The sequence below is a fragment of the Pseudomonas guariconensis genome, assembly GCF_024127895.1.
GTDB lineage: Bacteria > Pseudomonadota > Gammaproteobacteria > Pseudomonadales > Pseudomonadaceae > Aquipseudomonas > Aquipseudomonas guariconensis_B.
The window spans coordinates 110,907-134,239 of the sequence record NZ_JAMYBK010000005.1; the positions used below are offsets into that span (position 1 = coordinate 110,907).

The window sequence follows — 23,333 nt, forward strand, 5'->3', positions numbered from 1 at the left end:
GCGCTTTGCGTTATAATCCCGCTCTTTAGTCGCCGTCCGCCCGCGAGCCGGCGGCGCATTTCTACCGAATGAAGAGGCTAGACCCTTGGCATTGACGATTCTTGGCCTGTCCGGCGCCCTTAGCCATGACCCTTCCGCGGCCCTGTACATCGACGGCAAGCTGGTTGCCGCCGCCGAAGAAGAGCGCTTCGTGCGTGACAAGCATGCGAAGAACCGCATGCCCTACGAGTCGGCGAAGTTCTGCCTGGAGCAGGCCGGCATCAAGCCGTCCGACGTCGACGTGGTGGCCATTCCGTTCGCCCCGATCAGCCTGTTCGGCAAGGCCCGTTGGCACTACGCCAAGCGCTACTGGTACGCCCCTGACCGCGCGCTCGATGCGATCCTGATGGGCAACCGCCGCTACAAGCGCTACCGCAAGAAGATCGTCTGGTGTCTGGAGCAACTGGGCTTCGATCCGAAAAAGATCAAGATCGAGCCGGTCGAGCACCACCTGGCCCACGCTTCCAGCGCCTATCACTGCTCGGGCTTCCAGGAAAAGACCGCGATCCTCGGCATCGACGGCAAGGGCGAGTACGCCACCACCTTCTTCGGCTACGGTGAAAACGGCCGTATCCACAAGATCAAGGAATTCTACGACCCGGACTCGCTCGGTGGCCTGTACGGCGCGATCACCGAGTTCCTCGGCTTCGAGATGCTCGACGGCGAGTTCAAGGTCATGGGCATGGCCCCGTACGGCGATGCCAGCAAGTACGACTTCTCCCGCCTGGCCAGCTTCGAGAATGGCGAACTGGTGATCAACACCGAATACGCCAACGTCATCGGCCTGCGTCGCTATAAAGAGAAGGGCAAGGGCTTCTACTTCTCGCCCAAGCTCATCGAATGGCTTGGCCCCAAGCGCGAGGGCGACATCGCCGACGAGCCGTACATCCACTATGCGGCGAGTATGCAGGCGCTGTTTGAGAAGCTGGCCCTGCAGATGATCGACCATTACCTGGGCGATATCCTCAAGCAGACCGGCAAGCTGGCCTTCGCCGGCGGTTGTGCGCTGAACGTCAAGCTGAACCAGAAGATCATCGCCCGCCCGGACGTCAAGGAGCTGTTCGTCCAGCCTGCCTCCGGTGACGCCGGTACCGCGGTCGGTGCGGCGGCCTATGTGTCCCATGCCCGTGGCGTGCCGGTCGAGAAGATGGAGCACGTCTACCTCGGTCCTTCGTATTCCAACGAAGACGTGATCGCCGCCTGCGCCCGCCACCCAAGCGCGCCGAAGTGGCGCAAGATCGACGACATGCCCCAGCGCATCGCCAAGATCATGGTCGATGGCAACCCGGTGGCCTGGTTCCAGGGCCGCATGGAGTTCGGCCCGCGTGCCCTGGGCGGCCGCTCGATCATCGGTTGCCCGAGCGTGCCGGGCGTGGCCGACCGGATCAACGAGCAGATCAAGTTCCGCGAGCGCTGGAGACCATTCTGCCCGTCGATGCTCGACACCGTCGCACCGCAGATGATCAAGGTCGACCATCCGGCACCGTTCATGACGTTCACCTTCGAAGTCGCCGAGGAGTGGAAGACCCGTGTCCCGGAAGTGGTCCACGAGGACGGCACGTCGCGCGCCCAGGTGCTCAAGCGGGAGTACAACCCGCGCTACTACGACATGATGAAGGCCCTCGAAGACCTGACCGGCAACGGCGTGTCGCTGAACACCTCGCTCAACCGTCGTGGCGAACCCATGATCTGCTCGCCGACCGATGCCTTGAACATGTTCTTCGGCTCGGACCTGCAGTACCTGATCATGGAAGACATCCTGGTGGTCAAGGATGGCGCGGCGCCTTATGACCAACCGCTCTGAACAGCGCATCCTGCAGTTCTGCCATGGCTATGACGGGCCTTTCCTCGATTGCGCCCGTCAATACGCCAGTCTGTTCCAGGGCACGGGCTACCGGGTCACCACGGTCTTTCTCACTGGCAAGGCCGACCCACGGGTAGCCGCCGGCTGCGCGTCCGACGAGGTCTTGTTCCTGGCGTTCAGTTCCAAGGCTGTACGCGGGCTGAAGCTGGGTGCCATCCAGGCGCTGCGCAAGATCGCTGCCGAGCGCAACTTCAGCTTCTGCATCGCCCACCGCTTCAAGCCCATCTACGTGACGCTGCTGGCCACCGGCCTGCCGGTGATCGGCGTGCACCATGCCTTCGGCGACTACGCACGCGGCGGGCGGCGGCTGTTCGCCAACCTCTTTCGCAAACGCCTGAGCCTGCTCGGGGTCTCGGACGCGGTGCGCGACGACATGCGTCGCTGCCTGCCCACGTGGCCCGCCGAGCGTATCCAGACCTTGTACAACCGCATCGACGTCGAGGCCCTGCAGGCAGCCCTCGTGCCGCGTGACGAGGCGCGCCGTGCGTTGGGCCTCGACCCGCAGGCCTGGATCGTCGGCAACGTCGGTCGCCTGCACCCTGACAAGGACCAGGCCACCCTGCTGCGTGGCTTCGCCGAGGCGCTGCCGGGCCTGCCGGCCAGCGCCCGCCTGGTGCTGCTGGGCCAAGGCCGCCTGGAAGACAAACTCAAGGCCCAGGCCGCGGCACTGGGGATCGCCGGGCAGGTGGACTTCCTCGGCCAGGTGGCCGATGCCCGCCGTTATTTCCAGGCGTTCGATGTGTTCGCCCTGAGCTCCGACCACGAGCCGTTCGGCATGGTCCTGCTGGAGGCCATGGTTGCTGGAGTCCCGCTGCTGGCCACGGCCTGCGGTGGTGCCCGCGAGGTGGTCGAGGGCGTGGGCGTGCTGTTCCCCTTGGGCGATGCCGGGCAGTTGGCCCAGGGCCTGCAGCACCTGGCAGGGCTGGACGAGGCACAGCGCCAGGCGTGCGCCGAGCACATGCTGCAACGCCTGCGCGAGCGCTTCAGCGACCAGGCCGTGCGCGAGGCATTCTGGCAGCTTGCGCAGGTGCGCGCGTTGGTGGTGCAGGCGTGATGCTCAATCATATCCAGGCCTTTCGCGAACGCGGCTGGCAGGCCATCGACCCAGCAGACTATGCCGCCGCCTGGCAGCGTTTCGGCGGCAGCGTGGCGACGCACCCCCTGGTGGTCGAGCAACTGGCCGACCTGGCGCAAATCCCGGTGCGCTACCTGGGCTGGCGACAGGATGGCGAGCTCAAGGCCGCCATTCCTACCTGGGGACGCCACCTGGCGCTGTCCAAGGACGTGCTCAAGCGCATGGGCAAGAAGGGGCTGTTCGACCTGGGCAATGCGGAGATCATCCTGCCGGCCACCGCCGACGCCGGTGCGCCGCTGCGGCACGCCGGGCGCTACCTGTCCGAGCTGAACCAGGGGCGTTTCACCGGCCTCAAGGCGCAGCCCGAGCAGTTGGCCATGGCCCGCCCCCACGAAGACCTGTCGAAGAAGTTCCGCTACAACCAGCGTCGCGAGCTGCGCCTGCTGGAAGAGGCGGGCGGCCAGGTGCGACCGATCGGCGACTTCAGCGCCGCGCAGCTCGCCGCCATGTACTGCGACCTGTTCCAGCGGCGCTGGGGCTTTCCGGCCACTGGCGCTGCGCGCATGGCAGAGGTGCTGGAGCGTTTGCGCGAGCTGATGATCGGTTCGGTGCTGTTGCTCGAAGGCGCACCCATCGCCATCCAGCTGGTGTACCGGGTCGAGGCGCCGGAATGGATCAGCGTCGAGTACGTCAATGGCGGCGTCGACCCTGAAACCAAGGCCTTCAGCCCCGGCAGCGTGCTGAGCTTCCTCAATACCCAGGCCGCCTGGGAGGATGCCCGCGCCCGCAACAAGCCGCTGCGGTTCTCGTTCGGTCGTGCCGACCGCGAGTACAAGGACCGCTGGTGCAACCCTGTGCCGGTGTTCCAGGCATGAGCCGCAAGCAGGCGCTGCTCAGGCGCCACCGGCGCAACAAGCGCTTCGGCCTGCTGGCGGGCCTGGTCCTGCTGGTCGTGCTCGGGGTCGCCACGTACTGGTGGCTGCCGCTGGTACTGCTGCCGCTGATCTGGGTGGCCCACGAGGCCTGGTTCGCCGATCACCTGTTCTATTCCCCGGCCGAGGACTACGAGTACCGCTTCGGTGAGCAGACCCGCGAGGCGTCCGTGACCCTGCGCGGCGGCCTGCTCGAGGTAGATGCCGCGCTGGCCGGGGACGAGACGCTGGTCCTCGAGGTCCGGGTGAAGAGCACCTGGCTGGGCCGCCTGCTCGATCCGCAGGTCGAACTGCTTGCAGAGGGGCAGGGTGACCGGCAGACGTTCGAACGCGGGGTCGAGGGTGTGCGCTTTCTCAACCTGACCGGCCTGGCGGCCCCCCTGATGGCGGGCACCCTGCGGCTGCGGGGACGGCACTGCCGGCTGGTGGGGGCGCCACGGTTGTGGATTGCACCGGGTGTCGAGCTGCGCCAACGCCGAGTCATGGTCATCGCCCCCCATGCCGACGATGCCGAGCTGGCCGCCTACGGGTTGTACAGCCAGGCCGACGAAGCCTGGGTGGTGACCTTGACCGCCGGTGAAATCGAAGCCGAGCATTACCAGCGGATGGGCATGGCCAAGGCCGAGGCCGCACGGCTGAAAGGGCGACTGCGGGCCTGGGACAGCATCGCCGTGCCACGCTGGGCTGGCGTGCCCGAGTCGCGCTGCGTGCAACTGGGTTACTTCTGCCTGCAACTGCCGGCCATGCAGGCGGCGCCCGACCAGCCCGTGGACTCGCGTGAGGCTGACATGGCCGATATTCGCCCATTCCGCCGTTTCAATCCGTTTGCGCTGCCAGCCGATGCCGACGGTGCGCCGACCTGGAACAACCTGTTGGCCGACCTACGCGTCCTGCTGGAGCGGGCCAGGCCGCAGGTACTGGTCATGCCCCATCCGCAGCTCGACCCGCACCCCGACCACCTGTGTGCCCGGGCGGCGGTGCTCGAGGCCTTGCAGGGCTTGGCCTGGCAACCGGAAACCGTACTCTGCTACGCCAACCACCTGCATGACAACGACCGCTGGCCCATGGGCGACAGCGGCGATGGCGTGGCGTTGCCGCCGCAACTGCATGCCGACCAGGCCTGGGCCCCCTGCAGCCTGGTCCTGGACGTGCCGACCCAGCGCGACAAGGCCATGGCCTTGGGCATGATGCACGACCTGCAGCCGCCCGCACCGTTCAAGCGTCGCGTGCGCCGGGCCTTGCAGCGCTGGTTGGCAGGGCGCCGCCCATCGCCGTACGGGGAGAACGAGTTCTTCCGCAAGGCGGTGCGCCGGCACGAATTGTTCTGGCGCCGAGACTCCTGAGTGCCACCTATGATTGAGCGTCTGACGCAAAGAGCCCAAGGAAAGCCATGAAAGTCCTATTTCTGGTGCAGAAAGAACAGCGGGCAATCCTCGACCGGCTGTACGATGGCGTCGCGGCGAACTGCGATTGCGACCTGCGCTGGCTGAGCAGCGAGGACCAGCGCAACCTGCGCCGTTATTTCCGGCGCGAGGTGGATGTCTCGCGCTACGATCGCATCGTCTTCTTCCTGCGCTTCAAGCAGGAGATGCGTCAGGCCGGCTTCATCCGCACGGTGCCGAACCTGGTGATCCTCGAGCATGACGCCTACCAGAACTACATCCCTTGCAAATACACCGGCAAGTTCAGCGCGCATTACCGCAAGCTGCCCTGGGCGCGGGTGATCAGTTCCGGCTACCGTGTCAGCGAGCGCCTGCGCGAGGAGGGCTTCGACGCGGTGTTCGTGCCCAAGGGCTACGATGAGCAACTGCTCAGCGACCAGGGGCGTGAACGCGATATCGAACTGGCGTTCGTCGGCAGTACCAAGAGCGTGGCCTACAGTGGGCGCAAGGCGCTGCTGGACGAACTGGGGCGGGTGGAGAACCTGGTGGTGACCCGCACCAACTCGGGTGAGGACTACTGCAACACCCTCAACCGCATCCGCTTCTTCGTCAGTGCCGATGTCGGCATGGGCGAATACATGATCAAGAACTTCGAAGCGATGGCGTGCGGCTGTGTCTTGCTGGCGTTCGACCAGGGCGAGGAGGAGAATCGCGCCCTGGGCTTGCAGGACATGCACAGCGTGGTGCTGTACGACAGCATCCCTGTATTGCAGGAGAAGCTCCGGCTTTTACGGGCAGACCCTGCGTTGACCGAGCGAATCGCCGCGAATGGACGCGAGCTGGCGGTTTCGCGTTTCAGCTTTGCCCAGGTTGGGCGTAGCATCGTCGAACACATGACCCCTCCATTGAGGCCACACCCGCCGCTGACGGGATGGCAGCGCCTGCGCCTGAGGCTTGGGCTGTGAGTGACGAATCGCAGGTCCCGGGGGTTGGGCATCAACAATTCAAGACCGTAAGGTGGAGGGAGCCCCGTGCGCTTCTCGGAAAACAGTGACATTACCCTGGTGGTGACCAGTTGCGGGCGCTTCGACCTGCTCAAGGAAACCCTGGAGAGTTTCGACCGCTACAACACGGCGCCCATACGCGAAGTCTTCATTACCGAGGACTCCGGCGACGATGCCGTGCACGACGCGGTGCCCGCGCACTGGAAGGATCACTGCACGGTGTTCGTCAACCGGCCGAAGCTGGGCCAACTGGCCTCGATCGACCTGGCCTATGGCCGGGTCAAGACGCCCTACATCTTTCACTGCGAGGATGACTGGCGGTTCTACCGGCAGGGCTTCGTCGAGGACTCACGGGCCATCCTGGAAGCGAGCCCGGACGTGCTGCAGGTCTGGTTGCGCAGCCATGCCCATGACCTGGCGATCCACAGCCCCTACATCCACCTCGGCGATCGCCAGGTGATCGCCGGCGTACCCTGCTACCCGCTGCTCTCGGACAAGGCCGAGTGGCAAGCCTTCTCGCTCAATCCAGGCCTGCGCAGGCTGAGCGATTACCAGCGTTGTGCGCCTTTCGCTGATTATGCCGGTGAAAAAGCGCTGTCGCGGCGCTACGCTGAATTGAACCTGACCGCCATCACCCTGGAGGGTGACGCGGTGCTGCACACGGGCTTTGGTAGCCACGTGACCGTCCCCGAGGAGGTCCAGCGCAAGGCCAAGCGACGACAGCGCGACCGGGTCAGGCTGGCAGCGGTATTGGTGGCAGGGGTCTTGATTGGTACGGGAATCGGTTTTCTTGTTCACTGAATCTGCTGGCCTGGCAGATAGCCTGCCAGGTGCAAGGGAGCTATTCCGATGAACATCGTCAACGTGATGTGGTCGGGCGGAGCTCCGTATATCTCCGTGCATGAGGTCCACCGGCAAATGCTCAAGCACGCCGGTGACGATGCCCGCATCAGCAACTGGTTGCTGCTTGGCGATGGCCTGTGCTGCGGCCTCGGCACCACGCGTGAGTGGCACATGCCACAGCGCGCGCTCAAGGGACGGTACTTCTGGCGGCTGTTGCGGCCGTGGCTGCGCCTGCGTCTGCGCAAGGCATTGGAGCAGGCCGAGGCCGACGTGCTGTTGCTCGATGGCCTGGGCGTCGCCCGTCTGGTACTGCCGTTGTTGCGCCATCTGCCGAATGTACGGGCGACGGTGCTGTTCCATGGCTCGACCCGCCTGCGCCGCCGGGATATCCGTTTGCTGTGTGACGTGGGTGTCGAGCGCCTGAGCGTCGCCGCGGTGTCCCGCACGCTCGCCCGGGAGCTGGAACAGACCCTTGGGTGTCCAGTGCAGACCCTGCGTATCGCGCTCGACCCCCGGGCGTTCGCCGACGGGTTGCTCGATCAGGCGTCGGCCCGGCGCTCCCTGGCCTTGCCCGCAAACCCTGGTCGCCTGTTCGGTGCGGTGGGGCGGTTGGTCGAGAGCAAGGGTTTCGAGATGCTGATCGAAGCATTCGCCAAGGCGCGGGCGCAGCAACCGGACATCCAGTTGGCGATTCTCGGCGAGGGTGAACTGAAAGCGCACCTGGTGGCACGCAGCGAGGCGCTGGGGCTGGGGGGGAGCGTGTGGTTCTGCGGCTACCGCCCGGACATGTCGCAGTTGTACCGGGCCTTCGACTGGCTGCTCGTGCCCTCACGGTCAGAGGGCCTGGGGCTCGTGCTACAGGAAGCCGTGCTGGCCGACGTGCCGGTGTTGTGCAGCGACCTGCCGGTATTTCGCGAGCAATTGGGCGAGGCGGGCTATTACCTGCCGATCGGCGACGAAGCCGCCTGGACTGCGGCGATCGAGCGCTGCGTCACGCTCGACGCCAGCGACACGGCCGGCCAGCAACGCCAGGCCCTGGCGCCGGAGCTGGCCTGGCAGGCATTTCGCCAGGGTTCGGCCAACTTGCTGCGCCGCTGAGGTTCAGCGCCCGAGCAGGGCCGCCTGGAAGTCGGCGAGGGGGAAGCGGTCGGCGAGTTTCTCCCGCTCGATATAGCTGGCCAGGTGCTGCACGTTACGCCGTACCATGCGCGCCGACAGCGGTGGGCGCAGGAAACGCATGTCCGCCACGTCGATCAGGCCCAAGCGCTGCTCGGGGGTGACGACCACGTTGCCCAGGTGCAGCGAGCGAAAGTAGATCCCTGAACGGTGCAAGCGGCGGACCAGTTCGATCAACTGGGGCAGGTACTTGTCCCAGCTGAAGCCCTCTTGGCGCGACAACTGCAGCAGCGTCTCGCCCGGCAGCGGGCGGTAGAGCACGGCCGTGCGCCCAGGCATTGGCAGCTTGTACTGGCTGATCACCTCGAGCGTTGGAATGCCCAGCTGGGCCAGGCGCCTGGCGTTGTCGACGAAGCGCTGCGAGTACGGGCGTAGCAGCGCAGATGAAATCAGGCGCTTGCGACGAAAAACCTTCAGGATATTTCCATCGCCGAGCAGGTAGACTTTAGCGCCATAGCTATCTGCCTCTAGAACCTTGGCGCCGAGTGTCAGCTGATCGAAGTCGACTTGGGAGAGCCGGGAGCATTGCATGGATAGGGCCTTGTCGTCTTGCAAGCGAAAATGACCGGCCATAATGCCGAATTTGAAGCTGTAGCACCATGATGGTGTCTTGTTGATCTACCGGGGGGAATGGATGTCGTATCAGAATCGCTGGGCCCAGGCCTGGTTTGGGCTCGGCTTTGTCTGGTTTTTGGGAGGGATTGCCCTGGCGCCCAGCAACAAGCTCTACCAGCAGGGGCTCATCCTCTTTCTCTGGTTGCCGACGCTGCTGTTGGCCTGGCCTGCGCGCCGCGTGCTGGTGGAGGCCTGGCGCCGTCAGCCCGCCCTGTGGATCGGCGTCGCGTTGCTGGTTGGCTGGAGCGCCGTGAGCCTGGCCTGGTCGGCCTCCGAGCAGCCCGGGCGGGACGCCAAGAGGCTGCTGTACATCCTGCTGTTTCTCCTCGCCTTTCCTCTCCTGGCCCAGGCTGGCCTGGCGCGCTGCCAGGCCCTGCTACGCATGGGGGGCGCCCTGCTGGCAGTGGCCGCGCTGGCGTCGATCGTTCATTACTATGGCCTGCAGCCAAATCGACTGACGGCTCGCCTGGAGGGGATCGGCGAGATCTCCCACCCTATCCTGGGCGCCTATGTCATTGCCGCCGCGATCTTCTGGACGCTTTACGACGTACCCCGACAGCGTGGCCTGCAAGTCGCCTGGGCCGTGGCGCTGGCCTGTCTGGGCGCGTTCGTGGTGTTCAGCCAGAGTCGCGGGGCGGCCCTGGCGCTGGTCATGACCGTGGTCCTGGCGCCGCTGTGGTTCCGTGACCGCAAGAGCGGCCTGTATGCCATCCTGGCCCTGGTCGCCACCGTCGTTGCTTTCGGCGTGATGCACGAGCTGATCCTGCGCCGTGGGGCGTCCTTCCGTCCAGAGCTGTTCCAGTCGGCGTTGCAGATGATCGCCGAGCACCCTTGGACCGGCTTGGGGCTGGGCGAGGTCTATCGGGTCGAGGCGTTCGGCAAGTCCTTCGACCATACCCACAACATGTTCACCCACGTTGCCGTGGAGCTTGGCCTGCCAGGCCTGCTGCTATGGACAGCGGTATGGCTGTTCACCCTAGGCGAGATCGTGCGGGTCCGCCATACGGCGTTCGGCAAGGCCCTGCTGGCGTTCTGGGTGTTCGCCACCCTGGCCATGCAGTTCGACGCCGCGAGCCTGACCGACACGCCGCGTGCCGAGTGGTTCATCAGCTGGCTGCCGGTGGGGCTGGCGATGTTGTTGCCCTGGGTGCGTGCCGAGGATCGAGCCTGTGGTAAAATTTCCGGTTCAACCTGAACAGCGAGTTCGATGATGGCCGAAACACCGCGAACCGCGGAGCATGCCTCCAGCCTGAAGATCTACTTCCGGCTGCTGGGCTACGTGAAACCCTACATTGGCATCTTCCTGCTGAGCATCGTAGGTTTCGTGATCTTCGCCTCGACCCAGCCGATGCTGGCCGGGATCCTCAAGTACTTCGTCGATGGGCTGAGCAATCCGCAAGCGGTGCTGTTCCCCGACGTGCCCTACCTGCGCGACCTGCAGCTGCTGCAGGCGGTGCCGCTGCTGATCATCCTGATCGCCGCCTGGCAGGGGCTGGGCTCGTTCCTGGGCAACTATTTCCTGGCCAAGGTATCCCTGTGCCTGGTGCACGACCTGCGGGTGGAGCTGTTCAACAAGCTGCTGGTACTGCCCAACCGCTATTTCGACAACCACAACTCCGGGCACCTGATCTCGCGGATCACCTTCAACGTGACCATGGTCACCGGCGCCGCCACCGATGCGATCAAGGTGGTGATCCGCGAGGGCCTGACCGTGGTCTTCCTGTTCGCCTACCTGTTGTGGATGAACTGGAAGCTGACCCTGGTGATGGTCGCCATCCTGCCGATCATCGCCCTGATGGTGAGCACCGCCAGCAAGAAGTTCCGCAAGCAGAGCAAGAAGATCCAGGTGGCCATGGGCGACGTGACCCACGTTGCCTCCGAGACCATCCAGGGCTACCGCGTGGTGCGCAGCTTCGGTGGCGAGGCCTACGAGGAGCGGCGCTTCCAGCAGGCCAGCCAGGGCAATACCGACAAGCAGCTGCGCATGACCAAGACCGGCGCGCTGTACACGCCGTTGCTGCAACTGGTGATCTACAGCGCCATGGCGGCGCTGATGTTCCTGGTGCTGTTCCTGCGGGGCGATGCCTCTGCGGGCGACCTGGTCGCCTACATCACGGCGGCGGGCCTGTTGCCCAAGCCGATTCGCCAGTTGTCGGAAGTCAGCTCGACCATCCAGAAAGGCCTGGCCGGTGCCGAGAGCATCTTCGAGCAACTGGACGAGCAGCCGGAGGTGGATGCCGGCACCGTGGAGATGGAGCGGGTCGAAGGTCGCCTGGAGGTGCGCAACCTCAGCTTCACCTACCCAGGCACCGAGCGCGAGGTGCTGAGCGACATCAGCTTTACCGCCGAGCCTGGGCAGATGATCGCCCTGGTCGGTCGCTCCGGCAGCGGCAAGTCGACCCTGGCCGGGCTGATTCCACGCTTCTATCACCATGACAAGGGGCAGATCCTGCTCGATGGCGTGGAGATCGAGAACTACCGCCTGCGCAACCTGCGCCGCCACGTGGCCCAGGTGACCCAGCACGTGACCCTGTTCAACGACACGGTCGCCAACAACATCGCCTATGGCGACCTGGCCGGTGCGCCGCGCGAGGCCATCGAGGCCGCGGCTGCCGATGCCTACGCCAAGGAGTTCGTCGACCAGTTGCCCCAGGGCTTCGACACCCAGGTCGGCGAGAACGGCGTACTGCTGTCCGGCGGCCAGCGCCAGCGCCTGGCGATCGCCCGTGCCCTGTTGAAGAACGCGCCGTTGTTGATCCTCGACGAGGCCACCTCGGCCCTGGATACCGAGTCCGAGCGCCACATCCAGGCCGCGCTCGACCATGTGATGGAAGGCCGCACCACCCTGGTGATCGCCCATCGCCTGTCGACCATCGAGAAGGCCGACCAGATCCTGGTCATGGATCAGGGCCGGCTGGTGGAGCGCGGCACCCACGCCGAGTTGCTCCAGGCAAATGGCCATTATGCCCGCCTGCATGCCATGGGCCTGGATCAGCCGGAAAAGGCCGATATCACCTGAAGCCTACTGAATCGGGGCCTGGCCGGCCCCGATTGTCACTGGAGTTGTCGCGAGCGCAGGTGGCCATAAAGCCGTCGCTTGCCCTGTGCTAATATCCTGCCCCTGTTCATTTTTCCATTTGGGTTGCCCATGAAGTTGTCCATGCCGCGTTTCGATCAAGCCCCGGTACTGGTGGTCGGCGATGTCATGCTCGACCGCTACTGGCATGGCGGTACCTCGCGGATTTCTCCCGAAGCGCCGGTGCCGGTGGTCAAGGTCGAGCAGATCGAGGATCGCCCCGGCGGCGCGGCCAACGTCGCACTGAACATCGCCGCGCTCGGTGCGCCGGCCGCGCTGGTCGGCGTGACCGGCCAGGACGAGGCCGCCGATAGCCTGTCCAACAGCTTGCAGGCCGCGGGCGTGCGTTCGATCTTCCAGCGCATCGCCCACCAGCCGACCATCGTCAAGCTGCGGGTCATGAGCCGCCACCAGCAATTGCTGCGCATCGATTTCGAAGAACCCTTCGCCACCGACCCATTGTCGCTGGGGGAGGAAGTCGACGACCTGCTCGAGGGCGTCAAGGTGCTGGTGCTGTCGGACTACGGCAAGGGCGCGCTGAAGAACCACCAGAGCCTGATCCAGGCGGCGCGGGCCAAGGGCATCCCGGTGCTGGCCGACCCCAAGGGCAAGGACTTCTCCATCTACCGGGGCGCCAGCCTGATCACGCCGAACCTGAGCGAGTTCGAGACCATCGTCGGGCGCTGCGTCGACGAGGCCGACCTGGTCGCCAAGGGGCTGCAACTGCTGCACGATCTGGAGCTCGGCGCCTTGCTGGTGACCCGTGGCGAGCATGGCATGACCCTGCTGCGCACCGGCCATCCGGCGCTGCACTTGCCGGCACGTGCCCGCGAGGTGTTCGATGTCACCGGTGCCGGCGATACCGTGATCTCCACCCTGGCGGCGGCCATCGCCGCCGGCGAGGACCTGCCCCACGCGGTCGCCCTGGCCAACCTGGCTGCCGGCATCGTGGTCGGCAAGCTCGGTACTGCAGCTATCAGCGCCCCCGAACTGCGTCGGGCGATCCAGCGCGAGGAGGGCTCCGAGCGCGGCGTGTTGACCCTCGACCAGCTGTTGCTGGCCATCGACGATGCGCGGGCGCACAACGAGACGATCGTCTTCACCAACGGCTGCTTCGACATTCTCCATGCCGGCCACGTGACCTACCTGGAGCAGGCACGTGCCCAGGGCGACCGCCTGATCGTGGCGGTCAACGACGACGCTTCGGTCAGCCGCCTGAAGGGGCCGGGCCGGCCGATCAACAGCGTCGATCGGCGCATGGCCGTGCTCGCCGGCCTGGGTGCGGTGGACTGGGTCATCAGTTTCCCCGAGGGGACGCCCGAGAACCTGCTGCGCCAGGTCAAGCCGGATGTGCTGGTCAAGGGGGGCGACTATGGCATCGACCAAGTGGTCGGCGCCGATATCGTCAAGGCCTATGGCGGGACGGTGAAGGTGCTGGGGCTGGTGGAAAACAGCTCGACCACGGCGATCGTCGAGAAGATCCGCAAGCACTGAGAGTGCCGGGGCCGCAATGCGGCCCATCGCCGGCAAGCCGGCTCCCACAAGGGCCTGCGTAAACCGCAGATAGCGCAGCGCATGATCTCCCACAGATAGAGCGCAGGGCTTGAATCCAGCGGGAAACCTGTGGGAGCCGGCTTGCCGGCGATGGGCTGCGCAGCAGCCCCATGATCACTTGTGCAAGGTGGTCCGTGCCCGGGCCAGCAACTCCCGCGCTTTCTCACCGAAGCGCTCCAGGTGCGATGCCGGCTCCCGCTTCGGCTCCACCAACCCCTGCCGTTTCACCCAGTCCTTCCAGCGCACCCGCTCATCCTGCACCACCCAACCCTCCTGTCGGGCGAAGCTCTCGGCCAGGTACAGGCCACGGGTGCTGGCGGGCACCAGTTCGTCCTTCTTCAAGGTATAGAGCTCGGCCAGCGGCCGACCGTCCTTCAGCGGCATCAGGTACAGGTCCGGGCGCTTGCGGTTGAGCCGGGCCACCAGGTGCTCACCCTCCAGCCGCTCGTCGACATGGAACAGGCTCAGCGACTTGGCTTCCCTGGGCACCTGCAGGCGCAGGTCGTAGATCAGTTGCAGCGATGCCGTGGGCAGGTGCACGTAGGCCCGTGGCCGCTCCAGCAGCATCAGGTTGGCGCAATGCACCGGCCGTGCGGCACCGGACTCGGGTGTAAGGACGAAGGGCAGGGCCTCGCGGTAGTGCAGGGCGGTGGCGTAGGGCGCCGGCAGCCAGGTGTCGTTGAAACGCCCGCCGAGCCAGCCTTCGGGGGTTTCCAGCAGGCACTCCTCCGCCACTTCCTGGATGGCGGTGTGCAGCGGCAGGTTGAGTTCCTGGGCGGGCACGTAGCCTGAGATCAGCTTCAAGACCACATCGCCACGGTCCTGCCGGCGCTGGCGTACCAGCACCCAGTAGTCGCGGTGCTGCCAGTGCAGGGTCAGGCGCACCGAGACGCCGAGGTTGGCCAGTTCCACCACGAAACGCTCGGTGTCGGCCAACTGGATGGCCTTGCGCCGTTGCTGGACCTGGGCGAAGTTCAACGGCATGCCGATGCTCTGGTAGGTCAGGCCGTCGGGGGTGGCTTCTACATGCAGCGGCAAGGTCTTGAAGTTGCTCGGGTTCTTGCGGATCAGCATGCGCGGCACGAGGCTCCTCCTTGCGTTGGGCGCCCTGGTGGTTGGCTCAAGACTGGCCCAGGATGCGGGCGACGGTGGCCACGTTATGGGCCAGGTGCAACGGATTGATGGTGCCGACGATAGCACTGCTCACGCCAGGGTGGGAGAACAGCAGCTCGAAGCTGGCCTGCACCGGATCGACCCCAGGCGCCAGGCAAACGTGCCCGCTGGCCAGGGCCTTTTTCACCAGGATGGCCTTGCCGTGCTCGGCAGCGTAGTCCAGTACCGGGCGTTCTGCCTGCTCGTTGAGGTTGTAGGTGACCATGGCGCAGTCGCCTTGTTCCAGGGCCTTGAGGCCGCCGGCCACGGTCTTGCCGGAGAGGCCGTAGCCGAGGATCTTGCCCTCCTGCTTGAGGGCGGCGAGAGTCTGGTAGACCTCCTGCTGCTCGAGTATCGCCAGGTCGTTGCCATCGGAGTGCACCAGCACCAGGTCGATGCGATCGGTTTCCAGGCGGCGCAGGCTGCGTTCCACCGAAAGTCGGGTGTGGGCGGCGCTGAAATCGAAATGCGACTGGCCATTCTCGAACTCTTCGCCCACCTTGCTGACGATCACCCACTCATCGCGCTGGCCACGCAGCAGCGGGCCCAGGCGTTCTTCGCTGCGGCCATAGGCCGGCGCGGTGTCGATCAGGTTGATGCCCAGCTCACGGGCCTGGGCCAGCAGCAGGCGGGCTTCGTCGTCGCCGGGGATGGTGAAGCCGGTGGGGTACTTGACGCCCTGGTCGCGGCCAAGCTTGACCGTGCCCAGGCCCAGGGGCGACACGGTCAGGCCGGTGCTGCCCAACGGGCGGTGGAAGTCGTGCAGGGTCGGCAGGCTCATGGCAGCAGTTGCTCCCAGGCAGGCACGCCCAGCGCGGGGCGGGGCAGGTCGGCAAGGTTCGGTTGCGCGCTTGGGCGGATGCCATCACGCTCCAGGCTCGCCAGCACACGGTCGCAGAAGTCGGGCGCCAGGGCCAGCTTGGTTGGCCAGCCCACCAGCAGGCGTTGTTGCTCGGCCAGGAAGGCATTGTCCGGGCGCACCAGGCCGGACTGCGCCGGCTCGGCGCGGTCGACCCGCAGGGTGGCCCAGCGCACCTGGCGCTGGTCGACCCAGGGCAGCAGGTTGGCGATTTCCTTTTGCGCTGCGGCGATCTGCGCCGCCGGCTCGCGGGCCACGCCGTCGGCTTCGGCCAGGTCGCCACCGAGGTACCAGACCCACTGGCCGTCTGCGGCCGGGTGGGTGGTGATGGTGACCCGCGGCTTCGGCCCGCCGCCCAGGCAGTGGGCATAGAGCGGCTTGAGGTTCGGCCCCTTGGCCATGACCATGTGCAGGGGACGGCGCTGCATGGCCGGCTGCTCCAGGCCCAGGGCCTGGAGCAGTGCCTCGGTGCCGGCACCGGCGCTGAGCACGATGCGCTGGGCGCGGATCTCGCGATCGTCCACGCGCAGGCCGAGCAGTTCGCCGCCCTCGCGCAGCGGCTCGATGCGCTCGCCGGCCAGCAGGCTGTCACCGGCCAGCTCGGCCAGGTTGGCGAGCAGGCTGGGTACATCGATGACCAGCTCGGCCAGGCGGTAGACCTTGCCCTTGAAGGCGCGGTCTTGCAGGGCGGGGGGCAGTTGCTCGCCCTTGACTTGGTCGACCCGGCCGCGCACGGCCTTGCTGGCGAAGAAACTGGTGAGGTTGCCTGCCAGGGTGCCTGGGGACCAGAGGTAGTGGGCATCGGACAACAGGCGGGTGTTGCCCAGGTTAAGCTCGCCGCTGCCGGCCAGGGCCTCGCGCCAGCGCCGCGGCATGTCGGCGATGGCCTCCGAGGCACCGGTCAGGGCGCCGTGCAGCGCGTACTTGGTGCCACCATGGATGATGCCCTGGGACTTGATGGTCTGTTCGCCGCCAAGGCTGGCGCGCTCCACCAGCACCGTCGAATAGCCCAGGCGCCGCAGGCGGGCGTTGAGCCAGAGGCCAGCGACCCCAGCGCCGACGATCAGCACGTCAGTGGAAATGGCGGTTGGCATGCGGGCACCTCGAGGATTGGGACAGCTGGCAAGTATACAGGCTGTGAAGGCAGGCTTCCCAATGCCGGGCTCAGGGCTTGCAGTTGCCATTTGGGGCTGCAAAGCAGCCCCGGATACGGATCAGTGCCCTGCGGTCCGGGAGAATACCTGGATCACCACCACGCCGCCGACGATCATGGCCATGCCGAGCATGGCCGGGAAGTCCAGCTTCTGCCCATAGATCACCAGTGCCACCGCGCTGATCAGCACGATGCCCAGGCCCGACCAGATCGCATAGGCGATGCCTACCGGAATGCTGCGCACTACCAGGGTCAGCATCCAGAACGCCACGGCATAGCCGCAGACCATCAGCAGCAGCGGCAGCGGCGTGCTCAAGCCCTTGACCGCCTTCATGGAAGCGGTGGCGATGACTTCGGCGCAAATGGCGATGGCCAGGTAGGTGTAGGCGTTCATGGTGCAGGTCCTCCGTTGCTGGGCTGGCATTCTAGACGCTCCATGGATGCGGTAAAGTCATTACCTATCTGTTATGGAGATAGCTTGCATGGCCGAGCATTGGAACCTGGAGCAACTGCGCCTGTTCGTGCGGGTTGCCGAGCTGCGTTCGTTTTCCGCTGTCGCCCGCGAGCAGCGCAAGGCCCAGTCGGCGATCAGCAATGCCATCGCCCTGCTGGAAACCGACCTGGGCGTGGTCCTGTTCGAGCGCAGCAGCGGCCGCCAGCCGCGCCTGACCGAGCGGGGCGCCGCATTGCTGGAGGACGCCCGGGAACTGTTGCGCCAGTGCGAGCGCCTGGACGGTCGCGCGCTGGCCCTGATGCGTGGCCAGGAGGCCCAGTTACGGGTCGCCCAGGACGAGGCCATGCCGTATCAGCCGGTCATCGACAGCCTGGACGAGCTGGCCAGCCACTACCCGTTTCTCGAAGTGCAACTGGCCAGCGGGGCCCAGGGCGACGTGGCGCGCAAGCTGGTGGAGCGCCGCGCCGACCTGGGGCTGTTCTTCCATCACGAGCAGATCCCGGCCTCGCTGGAGCGGCGTGCCCTGGGCAGCGTCGAGATGATCACGGTCTGTGCCGTGGACCATCCCCTGGCCCGCCAGGGCCGGGTCTCGCGCCAGCAACTGGCGCGTCACCGGCAGTTGCTGATCACCCCGCAGCAAAGCGGCTACCCAGGCGGAGAGGCGATCAGCCCGCAGGTGTGGCGCGCGGACAGCTTCTACGCCATGGCCGAGTTGCTCATGCGCGGCCTGGGTTGGGCCTGGTTGCCGCGGCATGTGGTGCAATACCCAACCTACCAGGCGCAGATGGTCGAGCTGGACAGCGAATGGCGGCCACCGGCGCTGGTGGCCGAACTGGCCTGGCGCCGCGACCAGCCACTGGGGCCGGCGGCACAGTGGCTGGCCGAGCGCTTTGCCGTGCACCTACGGGCAATCGGCTAGGGGACCATGCGCTGTCGCACACAGAACATACGGTTGACGGAGGCTCTTGTGGGAACGGGCTTGTCGGGGCGCCGAACCGCTGCGAATAGGCCTGCCTTGACACCCTGGATTCCCTGTCCATCACCTGAACGAATGACCTGGACACAGGCCTTTTCATCCCGTTCCTAGTAAACTGCGCCGCCATGAACAGAACTCTTTATACCTTGCTGTTTCACCTGGGCCTGCCGCTGGTCGCGCTGCGCCTGTTCCTGCGTGCACGCAAGGCGCCGGCCTACGGCCAGCGGATCGCCGAGCGTTTCGCCTGCAAGCTACCGCCCATGCGCCAAGGCGGCATCTGGGTGCATGCGGTGTCGGTGGGCGAGAGCATCGCCGCAGCGCCCATGGTCCGTGCCTTGCTCAAGGCCTATCCGGACCTGCCGATCACCCTCACCTGCATGACCCCGACCGGTTCGCAGCGGATCCGCGCGATGTTCGAAGGCGAACCGCGCATCCAGCACTGCTATTTGCCCTACGACCTGCCATGGGCGGCCGGGCGCTTCCTCGATCATGTCCGGCCACGGTTGGGCATCATCATGGAGACCGAGCTGTGGCCCAACCATATTCACCAGTGCGCCAGGCGTGGCATCCCGGTGGCCCTGGCCAACGCGCGGTTGTCGGAGCGTTCCGCCCGAGGCTACGGGCGTTTCGCCGGCCTGACCCGGCCGATGCTCGCCGAGATGAACCTGATCGCCGTGCAGACCGAGGTCGAGGCCGAACGCTTCCGCAGCCTGGGCGCTCGCCCCGCGTGCGTGCAGGTGACCGGCTCGATCAAGTTCGACCTGAAGATCGATGAGCAACTGCTGCCGCGCGCGCGCCAGTTGCGTGAGCAATGGGGCGCCGAGCAACGCCCGGTCTGGATCGCCGCCAGCACCCACGAGGGCGAGGATGCCTTGGTGCTCCAGGCCCATCGGCAATTGTTGCAGGCCCATGGCGATGCGCTGCTGATCCTGGTGCCGCGCCATCCCGAGCGGTTCGAGGCGGTGCATGCGCTGTGCCGCGAGCAGTTCGCCACGGTGCGCCGCTCCAGCGGTGCACCCGTCGACGGGCAGACCCGCGTGTTGCTCGGCGACACCATGGGCGAGCTGCTGTTCCTCTATGCCTTGGCCGACATCGCCTTCGTCGGCGGCAGCCTGGTACCCACTGGCGGGCACAACCCGCTGGAGCCGGCAGCGCTGTCACTGCCGGTGATCACCGGGCCGCACGTGTTCAACTTCCTCGAGATCAGCGCGATGCTGCGCGAGGCAGGAGCGTTGCAGGAAGTGGACGATGCCGAGGGCCTGGCCACGGCCGTGCGCCGCCTGGTCGAGTTGCCCCAGGATGCCCGGCGCATGGGTGAGGCGGGCAACCAGGTGATGCGTGCCAACCAAGGGGCATTGCAGCGCTTGCTGGATGGGTTGGCTCGCCTTTTGGGGTGACGGAGCCGCTCCTACAGGCCAAGGGTTGCGTTCACGGTCGGCGTTCGAAGTTCTTCGCCGCCGCCTCTGCCAGGTCCGGTGGCAGGAAGTCCCGGTCCGGGTTGTAGTCGGCCTTCAGGTAGCGCCCCAGGTCCTGCAGGTCTTGCGGGCTGAGGGTGCCGGCGGCCTGCTTGAGGCGCAGGTTGTCGAGGATGTAGTCGTAGCGGCTGTTGTTGTAGTCGCGTACCGAGGTGTACAGCTGGCGCTGGGCATCGAGCACGTCGACGATGTTGCGGGTGCCGACCTGGTAACCGATCTCGGTGGCTTCCAGAGCGCTCTGGTTGGAAATGATCGACTGCTTGCGCGCCTGCACCTGTTCCACATCGGTGTTCACCGCCCGATGCAGGTTACGGGTATTTTCCACCACCTGGCGGCGCAGGCTCTCACGCTGTTGCTCGGTCTGGTTCAGGCGCTGGTAGGCCTCGCGTACCTGGGAACTGGTCAGGCCACCGCTGTAGATCGGGATGTTCAGCTGCAGGCCGATGCTGGTCTGCTCCACGTCGCCGCTGTAGCGCACGCCCGGTTGGGGGGCGGGGTTGGTGAAACCCAGGTTGTCGTTGTCGCCCCGCTGGTAGCGTGCCACCGCGTCCAGGGTCGGGGCGTGACCGGCCTTGCGCTGGCGCAGGGTTTGCTCGGCGGCGCTGACGGCATGGTTGGTCGCCAGCAGGTTGAGGTTCTGGCGTGCGGCGGTCTCGACCCAGGCCTTGGCGTCATTGGGTGTCGGCACTTGCACCGGCAGGCTGTGGACCACGCCCTGGATCGACGAATACTGGCGGTTGGTCAGGGTGATCAGGGCCTCGAAGGCGTCCTGCACCTGGCGCTCGGCGATGATCCGGTTGGCCCGGGCGGTGTCGTAGCTGGCCTGGGACTGCAGCACGTCGGTCTTGTCGGAAAGCCCGACGTCGAAGCGCTCGTTGGACTGGTCCAGCTGGCGCTTGAAGGCCGCCTCCTCGGCCTTGGTCGAGGCCAGGTTGTCCTGGGCGCGCAGCACTGCGAAGTAGTTCTCGGCCGTCTGCAGGATCAGGTTCTGTTCGGTGGCCGACAGCTCCAGCGCGGCCTGTTCGTTGACCGCCTCGGCCGCTTGCAGCTGGAACCAGCGGTCGGCACGGAAGATCGGTTGCGCCAGGGTGGCGCTCCAGGCATTGCCGCTGCGGTTGGAGGTGATCGACGGTTCATCGAGCTTGGTGCGGGTACTCATCATCTCGGCACCGGCCGACAGGTTCGGCAGCAGGCCGGCCCGGGCCTGGGGCACCACTTCGCGGCGGGCGCCGTAGTCGGCGCGGGCGGCGGCCAGGTCGGCGTTGTTGTCGACCGCTTCCCGGTAGACGCTGATCAGGTCGGTCTTCACCGTCGTGGGCACGTCCGCTGCCCAGGCCACCGTGTTGGACGCACAAGACACGGCGATCGCCAGTGAGAGTTTGCGCAGCATAGGGGCAATCCTTGTACGAAATTGAATTACTGAACTGTTGAGTATCGGGCGATGGACCAGTGTAGTGCCGCGCGCAGCCGGCAACAATCCGCCTGTTGCGCCTTTCATCATTCCCCCTGCTGACACGCTTGGCTTTGCCGACCACTTGAGTCTAGACTGCGCATGTTCTTGTCGGGGTGCCTTGAATCAAAGGCTGAGATCGGAGAGGTCCGGGTCCCGTTGAACCTGATCAGGTTAGCGCCTGCGTAGGGAACAAGATTGCTCGCTTTCCCGGCGAGACTCTTGTGCCAGGTCCGGGATCGTCGAGCTCGCGCTCGAGGCCCCCCGTGCATCCGGCACCGCACCCGTGGAGGGTGCATCCACGCCATTCAGGTTCTCCCCCGACATTCCACCCGCTAGGAAGCTGTCTGGAGAGCCTGTGATGAGCAAACAAGAAAAAACGATCCACCTCAGCGAGTCGGCGCAAGTCGACCAGCAGTCCGTGCAACCCTTCCCCCGTTCGCGCAAGGTCTATGTCGAGGGCTCTCGTCCCGACATCCGCGTGCCCATGCGCGAGATCAGCCTGCACGATACCCCCACCGACTTCGGCGGCGAGCAGAACGCCCCGGTGCTGGTGTACGACACTTCCGGCCCCTACACCGACCCCAGCGTCATCATCGACGTGCGCAAGGGCCTGGGCGATGTGCGCTCGGCCTGGATCGAGGCCCGTGGCGACACCCTGCGCCTGGACGGCCTGAGCTCGAACTTCGGCCAGCAGCGCCTGAGCGACCCGGAGCTGACCCGACTGCGCTTCGCCCATGTGCGCAACCCACGCCGCGCCAAGGCCGGCGCCAACGTCACGCAGATGCACTATGCGCGCAAGGGCATCATCACCGACGAGATGGAATACGTCGCCATCCGCGAGAACATGAAGCTGCAGGAGGCCCGCGAAGCCGGCCTGCTGGCCCAGCAGCACGCTGGCCACAGCTTCGGCGCGGCGATCCCCAAGGAAATCACCCCTGAGTTCGTGCGCCAGGAGATCGCCCGTGGTCGCGCGATCATTCCAGCCAACATCAACCACACCGAACTCGAGCCGATGATCATCGGCCGCAACTTCCTGGTGAAGATCAACGGCAACATCGGCAACAGCGCCCTGGGCTCGTCCATCGAGGAAGAGGTGGCCAAGCTGACCTGGGGTATCCGCTGGGGTTCGGACACGGTCATGGACCTGTCCACCGGCAAGCACATCCACGAGACCCGCGAGTGGATCATCCGCAACTCGCCGGTGCCGATCGGTACCGTGCCGATCTACCAGGCCCTGGAGAAGGTCGGCGGCATCGCCGAGGACCTGACCTGGGAGCTGTTCCGCGACACCCTGATCGAACAGGCCGAGCAAGGCGTGGACTACTTCACCATCCACGCAGGCGTCTTGCTGCGCTATGTGCCGCTGACCGCCAAGCGGGTCACCGGCATCGTCAGCCGCGGTGGCTCGATCATGGCCAAGTGGTGCCTGGCCCATCACCAGGAGAACTTCCTCTACACCCACTTCGACGAAATCTGCGAGATCATGAAGGCCTACGACGTCAGCTTCTCGCTGGGCGACGGCCTGCGTCCGGGTTCGATCGCCGACGCCAACGACGCTGCCCAGTTCGGCGAGCTGGAAACCCTCGGCGAGCTGACCAAGACCGCCTGGAAGCATGACGTGCAGACCATGATCGAAGGCCCCGGCCACGTGCCGATGCAACTGATCAAGGAGAACATGGACAAGCAGCTGGAGTGTTGCGACGAGGCGCCGTTCTACACCCTCGGCCCCCTGACCACCGACATCGCCCCAGGCTACGACCACATCACCTCCGGTATCGGTGCGGCGATGATCGGCTGGTTCGGTTGCGCCATGCTCTGCTACGTGACGCCCAAGGAGCACCTGGGCTTGCCGAACAAGGACGATGTCAAGACCGGCATCATCACCTACAAGATCGCCGCGCACGCCGCCGACCTGGCCAAGGGGCACCCCGGGGCGCAGATCCGTGACAATGCCTTGTCCAAGGCGCGTTTCGAATTCCGTTGGGAAGACCAGTTCAACCTGGGCCTGGACCCGGACACCGCGCGTGCCTTCCACGATGAGACGCTGCCCAAGGAGTCGGCCAAGGTCGCCCACTTCTGCTCGATGTGCGGGCCGAAGTTCTGCTCCATGAAGATCACCCAGGAAGTGCGCGAGTACGCCGCTAACCAGCGCATCGACGCGGTGGACGTGTCGGTCGAGGAGGGCATGCGCGAGCAGGCCGAGCGGTTCCGCCAGGAAGGCAGCCAGCTGTATCACAAGGTGTGATGGCAG

At 65.9% G+C, this 23,333-nt stretch carries 19 protein-coding genes and 1 riboswitch; of the genes, 13 read left to right on the plus strand and 6 right to left on the minus strand.

Annotated features, from left to right (window positions below):
• Positions 1-85 precede the first annotated feature (85 nt).
• The 7 genes from NJF35_RS08320 to NJF35_RS08350 all read left to right on the plus strand — a co-directional run bounded on the left by NJF35_RS08320 (position 86) and on the right by NJF35_RS08350 (position 8,237).
• Positions 86-1,843, plus strand: coding sequence for a carbamoyltransferase (locus NJF35_RS08320; RefSeq protein WP_225788903.1), 1,758 nt, complete (start codon positions 86-88; stop codon positions 1,841-1,843).
• Positions 1,827-2,957, plus strand: coding sequence for a glycosyltransferase (locus tag NJF35_RS08325; protein ID WP_225788904.1), 1,131 nt, complete (start codon positions 1,827-1,829; stop codon positions 2,955-2,957). Before NJF35_RS08320 ends, NJF35_RS08325 begins: the two co-directional genes overlap by 17 nt.
• Positions 2,957-3,853 carry an antimicrobial resistance protein Mig-14 gene (locus tag NJF35_RS08330; RefSeq protein WP_253090949.1) on the plus strand — a complete coding sequence of 299 codons (897 nt, stop codon included), beginning with the start codon at positions 2,957-2,959 and terminating at the stop codon, positions 3,851-3,853. The genes NJF35_RS08325 and NJF35_RS08330 overlap by 1 nt, the downstream gene beginning before the upstream one ends.
• Positions 3,850-5,253, plus strand: a complete 1,404-nt coding sequence (locus NJF35_RS08335) for a PIG-L deacetylase family protein (RefSeq protein WP_225788906.1) — start codon at positions 3,850-3,852, stop codon at positions 5,251-5,253. Before NJF35_RS08330 ends, NJF35_RS08335 begins: the two co-directional genes overlap by 4 nt.
• A gap of 47 nt (positions 5,254-5,300) precedes the next feature.
• Positions 5,301-6,257, plus strand: a complete 957-nt coding sequence (locus NJF35_RS08340) for a glycosyltransferase (RefSeq protein WP_225788907.1) — start codon at positions 5,301-5,303, stop codon at positions 6,255-6,257.
• 66 nt (positions 6,258-6,323) lie between these two features.
• On the plus strand, positions 6,324-7,097 hold the full coding sequence (locus tag NJF35_RS08345) for a glycosyltransferase family 2 protein (protein WP_225788908.1): 774 nt from the start codon (positions 6,324-6,326) through the stop codon (positions 7,095-7,097).
• A gap of 48 nt (positions 7,098-7,145) precedes the next feature.
• Complete coding sequence (locus NJF35_RS08350; protein ID WP_225788909.1) at positions 7,146-8,237, plus strand: glycosyltransferase; 1,092 nt, start codon at positions 7,146-7,148, stop codon at positions 8,235-8,237.
• A 3-nt stretch (positions 8,238-8,240) separates the two neighbouring features.
• Here NJF35_RS08350 and NJF35_RS08355 read toward each other — a convergent pair whose 3' ends face one another.
• Entirely contained in the window at positions 8,241-8,846 is a 606-nt protein-coding gene (locus NJF35_RS08355) for a toluene tolerance protein (protein ID WP_253090950.1), read from the minus strand.
• Between the two features lie 103 nt (positions 8,847-8,949).
• Between NJF35_RS08355 and NJF35_RS08360 the strand changes: the two genes are divergently transcribed.
• From NJF35_RS08360 to hldE, 3 genes are all read left to right on the plus strand, one after another.
• Entirely contained in the window at positions 8,950-10,125 is a 1,176-nt protein-coding gene (locus tag NJF35_RS08360; RefSeq protein ID WP_225788911.1) for an O-antigen ligase family protein, read from the plus strand.
• Between the two features lie 15 nt (positions 10,126-10,140).
• A complete protein-coding gene (gene msbA / locus NJF35_RS08365; protein WP_225788912.1) occupies positions 10,141-11,949 on the plus strand; it encodes a lipid A export permease/ATP-binding protein MsbA in 1,809 nt (602 codons plus the stop codon).
• A gap of 129 nt (positions 11,950-12,078) precedes the next feature.
• Positions 12,079-13,500 (plus strand): bifunctional D-glycero-beta-D-manno-heptose-7-phosphate kinase/D-glycero-beta-D-manno-heptose 1-phosphate adenylyltransferase HldE, encoded by a 1,422-nt coding sequence (gene hldE, locus NJF35_RS08370; RefSeq protein ID WP_225788913.1) that lies wholly within the window; start codon positions 12,079-12,081, stop codon positions 13,498-13,500.
• Between the two features lie 174 nt (positions 13,501-13,674).
• Here the strand turns inward: hldE and NJF35_RS08375 are convergent, their stop codons facing one another.
• The 4 genes from NJF35_RS08375 to NJF35_RS08390 form a co-directional block, all read right to left on the minus strand.
• Positions 13,675-14,643, minus strand: coding sequence for a metal ABC transporter ATPase (locus NJF35_RS08375; protein ID WP_225788914.1), 969 nt, complete (start codon positions 14,641-14,643; stop codon positions 13,675-13,677).
• A 37-nt stretch (positions 14,644-14,680) separates the two neighbouring features.
• Positions 14,681-15,493: an aldo/keto reductase gene (locus NJF35_RS08380; RefSeq protein ID WP_225788915.1), complete on the minus strand. Its 813-nt coding sequence runs from the start codon at positions 15,491-15,493 to the stop codon at positions 14,681-14,683.
• Positions 15,490-16,665: an NAD(P)/FAD-dependent oxidoreductase gene (locus NJF35_RS08385; protein ID WP_225788916.1), complete on the minus strand. Its 1,176-nt coding sequence runs from the start codon at positions 16,663-16,665 to the stop codon at positions 15,490-15,492. Before NJF35_RS08385 ends, NJF35_RS08380 begins: the two co-directional genes overlap by 4 nt.
• Before the next feature lie 120 nt (positions 16,666-16,785).
• Positions 16,786-17,118, minus strand: coding sequence for a DMT family transporter (locus NJF35_RS08390; RefSeq protein ID WP_225788917.1), 333 nt, complete (start codon positions 17,116-17,118; stop codon positions 16,786-16,788).
• An 88-nt stretch (positions 17,119-17,206) separates the two neighbouring features.
• Here NJF35_RS08390 and NJF35_RS08395 point away from each other — a divergent pair, with 88 nt between their 5' ends.
• A complete protein-coding gene (locus NJF35_RS08395) occupies positions 17,207-18,097 on the plus strand; it encodes a LysR family transcriptional regulator (RefSeq protein ID WP_225788918.1) in 891 nt (296 codons plus the stop codon).
• A gap of 182 nt (positions 18,098-18,279) precedes the next feature.
• Positions 18,280-19,551: a lipid IV(A) 3-deoxy-D-manno-octulosonic acid transferase gene (gene waaA, locus NJF35_RS08400; RefSeq protein ID WP_225788919.1), complete on the plus strand. Its 1,272-nt coding sequence runs from the start codon at positions 18,280-18,282 to the stop codon at positions 19,549-19,551.
• Positions 19,552-19,582: 31 nt separating this feature from the next.
• On the opposite strand, the gene NJF35_RS08405 is transcribed toward waaA, so the two are convergent.
• Positions 19,583-21,019, minus strand: a complete 1,437-nt coding sequence (locus NJF35_RS08405) for a TolC family outer membrane protein (RefSeq protein ID WP_253090951.1) — start codon at positions 21,017-21,019, stop codon at positions 19,583-19,585.
• Between the two features lie 162 nt (positions 21,020-21,181).
• Positions 21,182-21,288, plus strand: a riboswitch (TPP riboswitch).
• 152 nt (positions 21,289-21,440) lie between these two features.
• On the opposite strand from NJF35_RS08405, the gene thiC reads away from it, so the two are divergent.
• Positions 21,441-23,327, plus strand: coding sequence for a phosphomethylpyrimidine synthase ThiC (gene thiC / locus NJF35_RS08410; RefSeq protein WP_225788921.1), 1,887 nt, complete (start codon positions 21,441-21,443; stop codon positions 23,325-23,327).
• The last annotated feature ends 6 nt before the right edge of the window (positions 23,328-23,333 follow it).

Bases quoted from the DNA above. Each gene is read 5' to 3' on its own strand.
- NJF35_RS08390 (WP_225788917.1), bottom strand. From the start codon at position 17,118: ATGAACGCCTACACCTACCTGGCCATCGCCATTTGCGCCGAAGTCATC.
- NJF35_RS08325 (WP_225788904.1), top strand. From the start codon at position 1,827: ATGACCAACCGCTCTGAACAGCGCATCCTGCAGTTCTGCCATGGCTAT.
- NJF35_RS08355 (WP_253090950.1), bottom strand. From the start codon at position 8,846: ATGCAATGCTCCCGGCTCTCCCAAGTCGACTTCGATCAGCTGACACTC.
- NJF35_RS08395 (WP_225788918.1), top strand. From the start codon at position 17,207: ATGGCCGAGCATTGGAACCTGGAGCAACTGCGCCTGTTCGTGCGGGTT.
- NJF35_RS08340 (WP_225788907.1), top strand. From the start codon at position 5,301: ATGAAAGTCCTATTTCTGGTGCAGAAAGAACAGCGGGCAATCCTCGAC.
- msbA (WP_225788912.1), top strand. From the start codon at position 10,141: ATGGCCGAAACACCGCGAACCGCGGAGCATGCCTCCAGCCTGAAGATC.
- NJF35_RS08385 (WP_225788916.1), bottom strand. From the start codon at position 16,665: ATGCCAACCGCCATTTCCACTGACGTGCTGATCGTCGGCGCTGGGGTC.
- thiC (WP_225788921.1), top strand. From the start codon at position 21,441: ATGAGCAAACAAGAAAAAACGATCCACCTCAGCGAGTCGGCGCAAGTC.
- NJF35_RS08350 (WP_225788909.1), top strand. From the start codon at position 7,146: ATGAACATCGTCAACGTGATGTGGTCGGGCGGAGCTCCGTATATCTCC.
- NJF35_RS08360 (WP_225788911.1), top strand. From the start codon at position 8,950: ATGTCGTATCAGAATCGCTGGGCCCAGGCCTGGTTTGGGCTCGGCTTT.
- NJF35_RS08335 (WP_225788906.1), top strand. From the start codon at position 3,850: ATGAGCCGCAAGCAGGCGCTGCTCAGGCGCCACCGGCGCAACAAGCGC.
- NJF35_RS08380 (WP_225788915.1), bottom strand. From the start codon at position 15,493: ATGAGCCTGCCGACCCTGCACGACTTCCACCGCCCGTTGGGCAGCACC.
- hldE (WP_225788913.1), top strand. From the start codon at position 12,079: ATGAAGTTGTCCATGCCGCGTTTCGATCAAGCCCCGGTACTGGTGGTC.
- NJF35_RS08330 (WP_253090949.1), top strand. From the start codon at position 2,957: ATGCTCAATCATATCCAGGCCTTTCGCGAACGCGGCTGGCAGGCCATC.
- NJF35_RS08405 (WP_253090951.1), bottom strand. From the start codon at position 21,019: ATGCTGCGCAAACTCTCACTGGCGATCGCCGTGTCTTGTGCGTCCAAC.
- waaA (WP_225788919.1), top strand. From the start codon at position 18,280: ATGAACAGAACTCTTTATACCTTGCTGTTTCACCTGGGCCTGCCGCTG.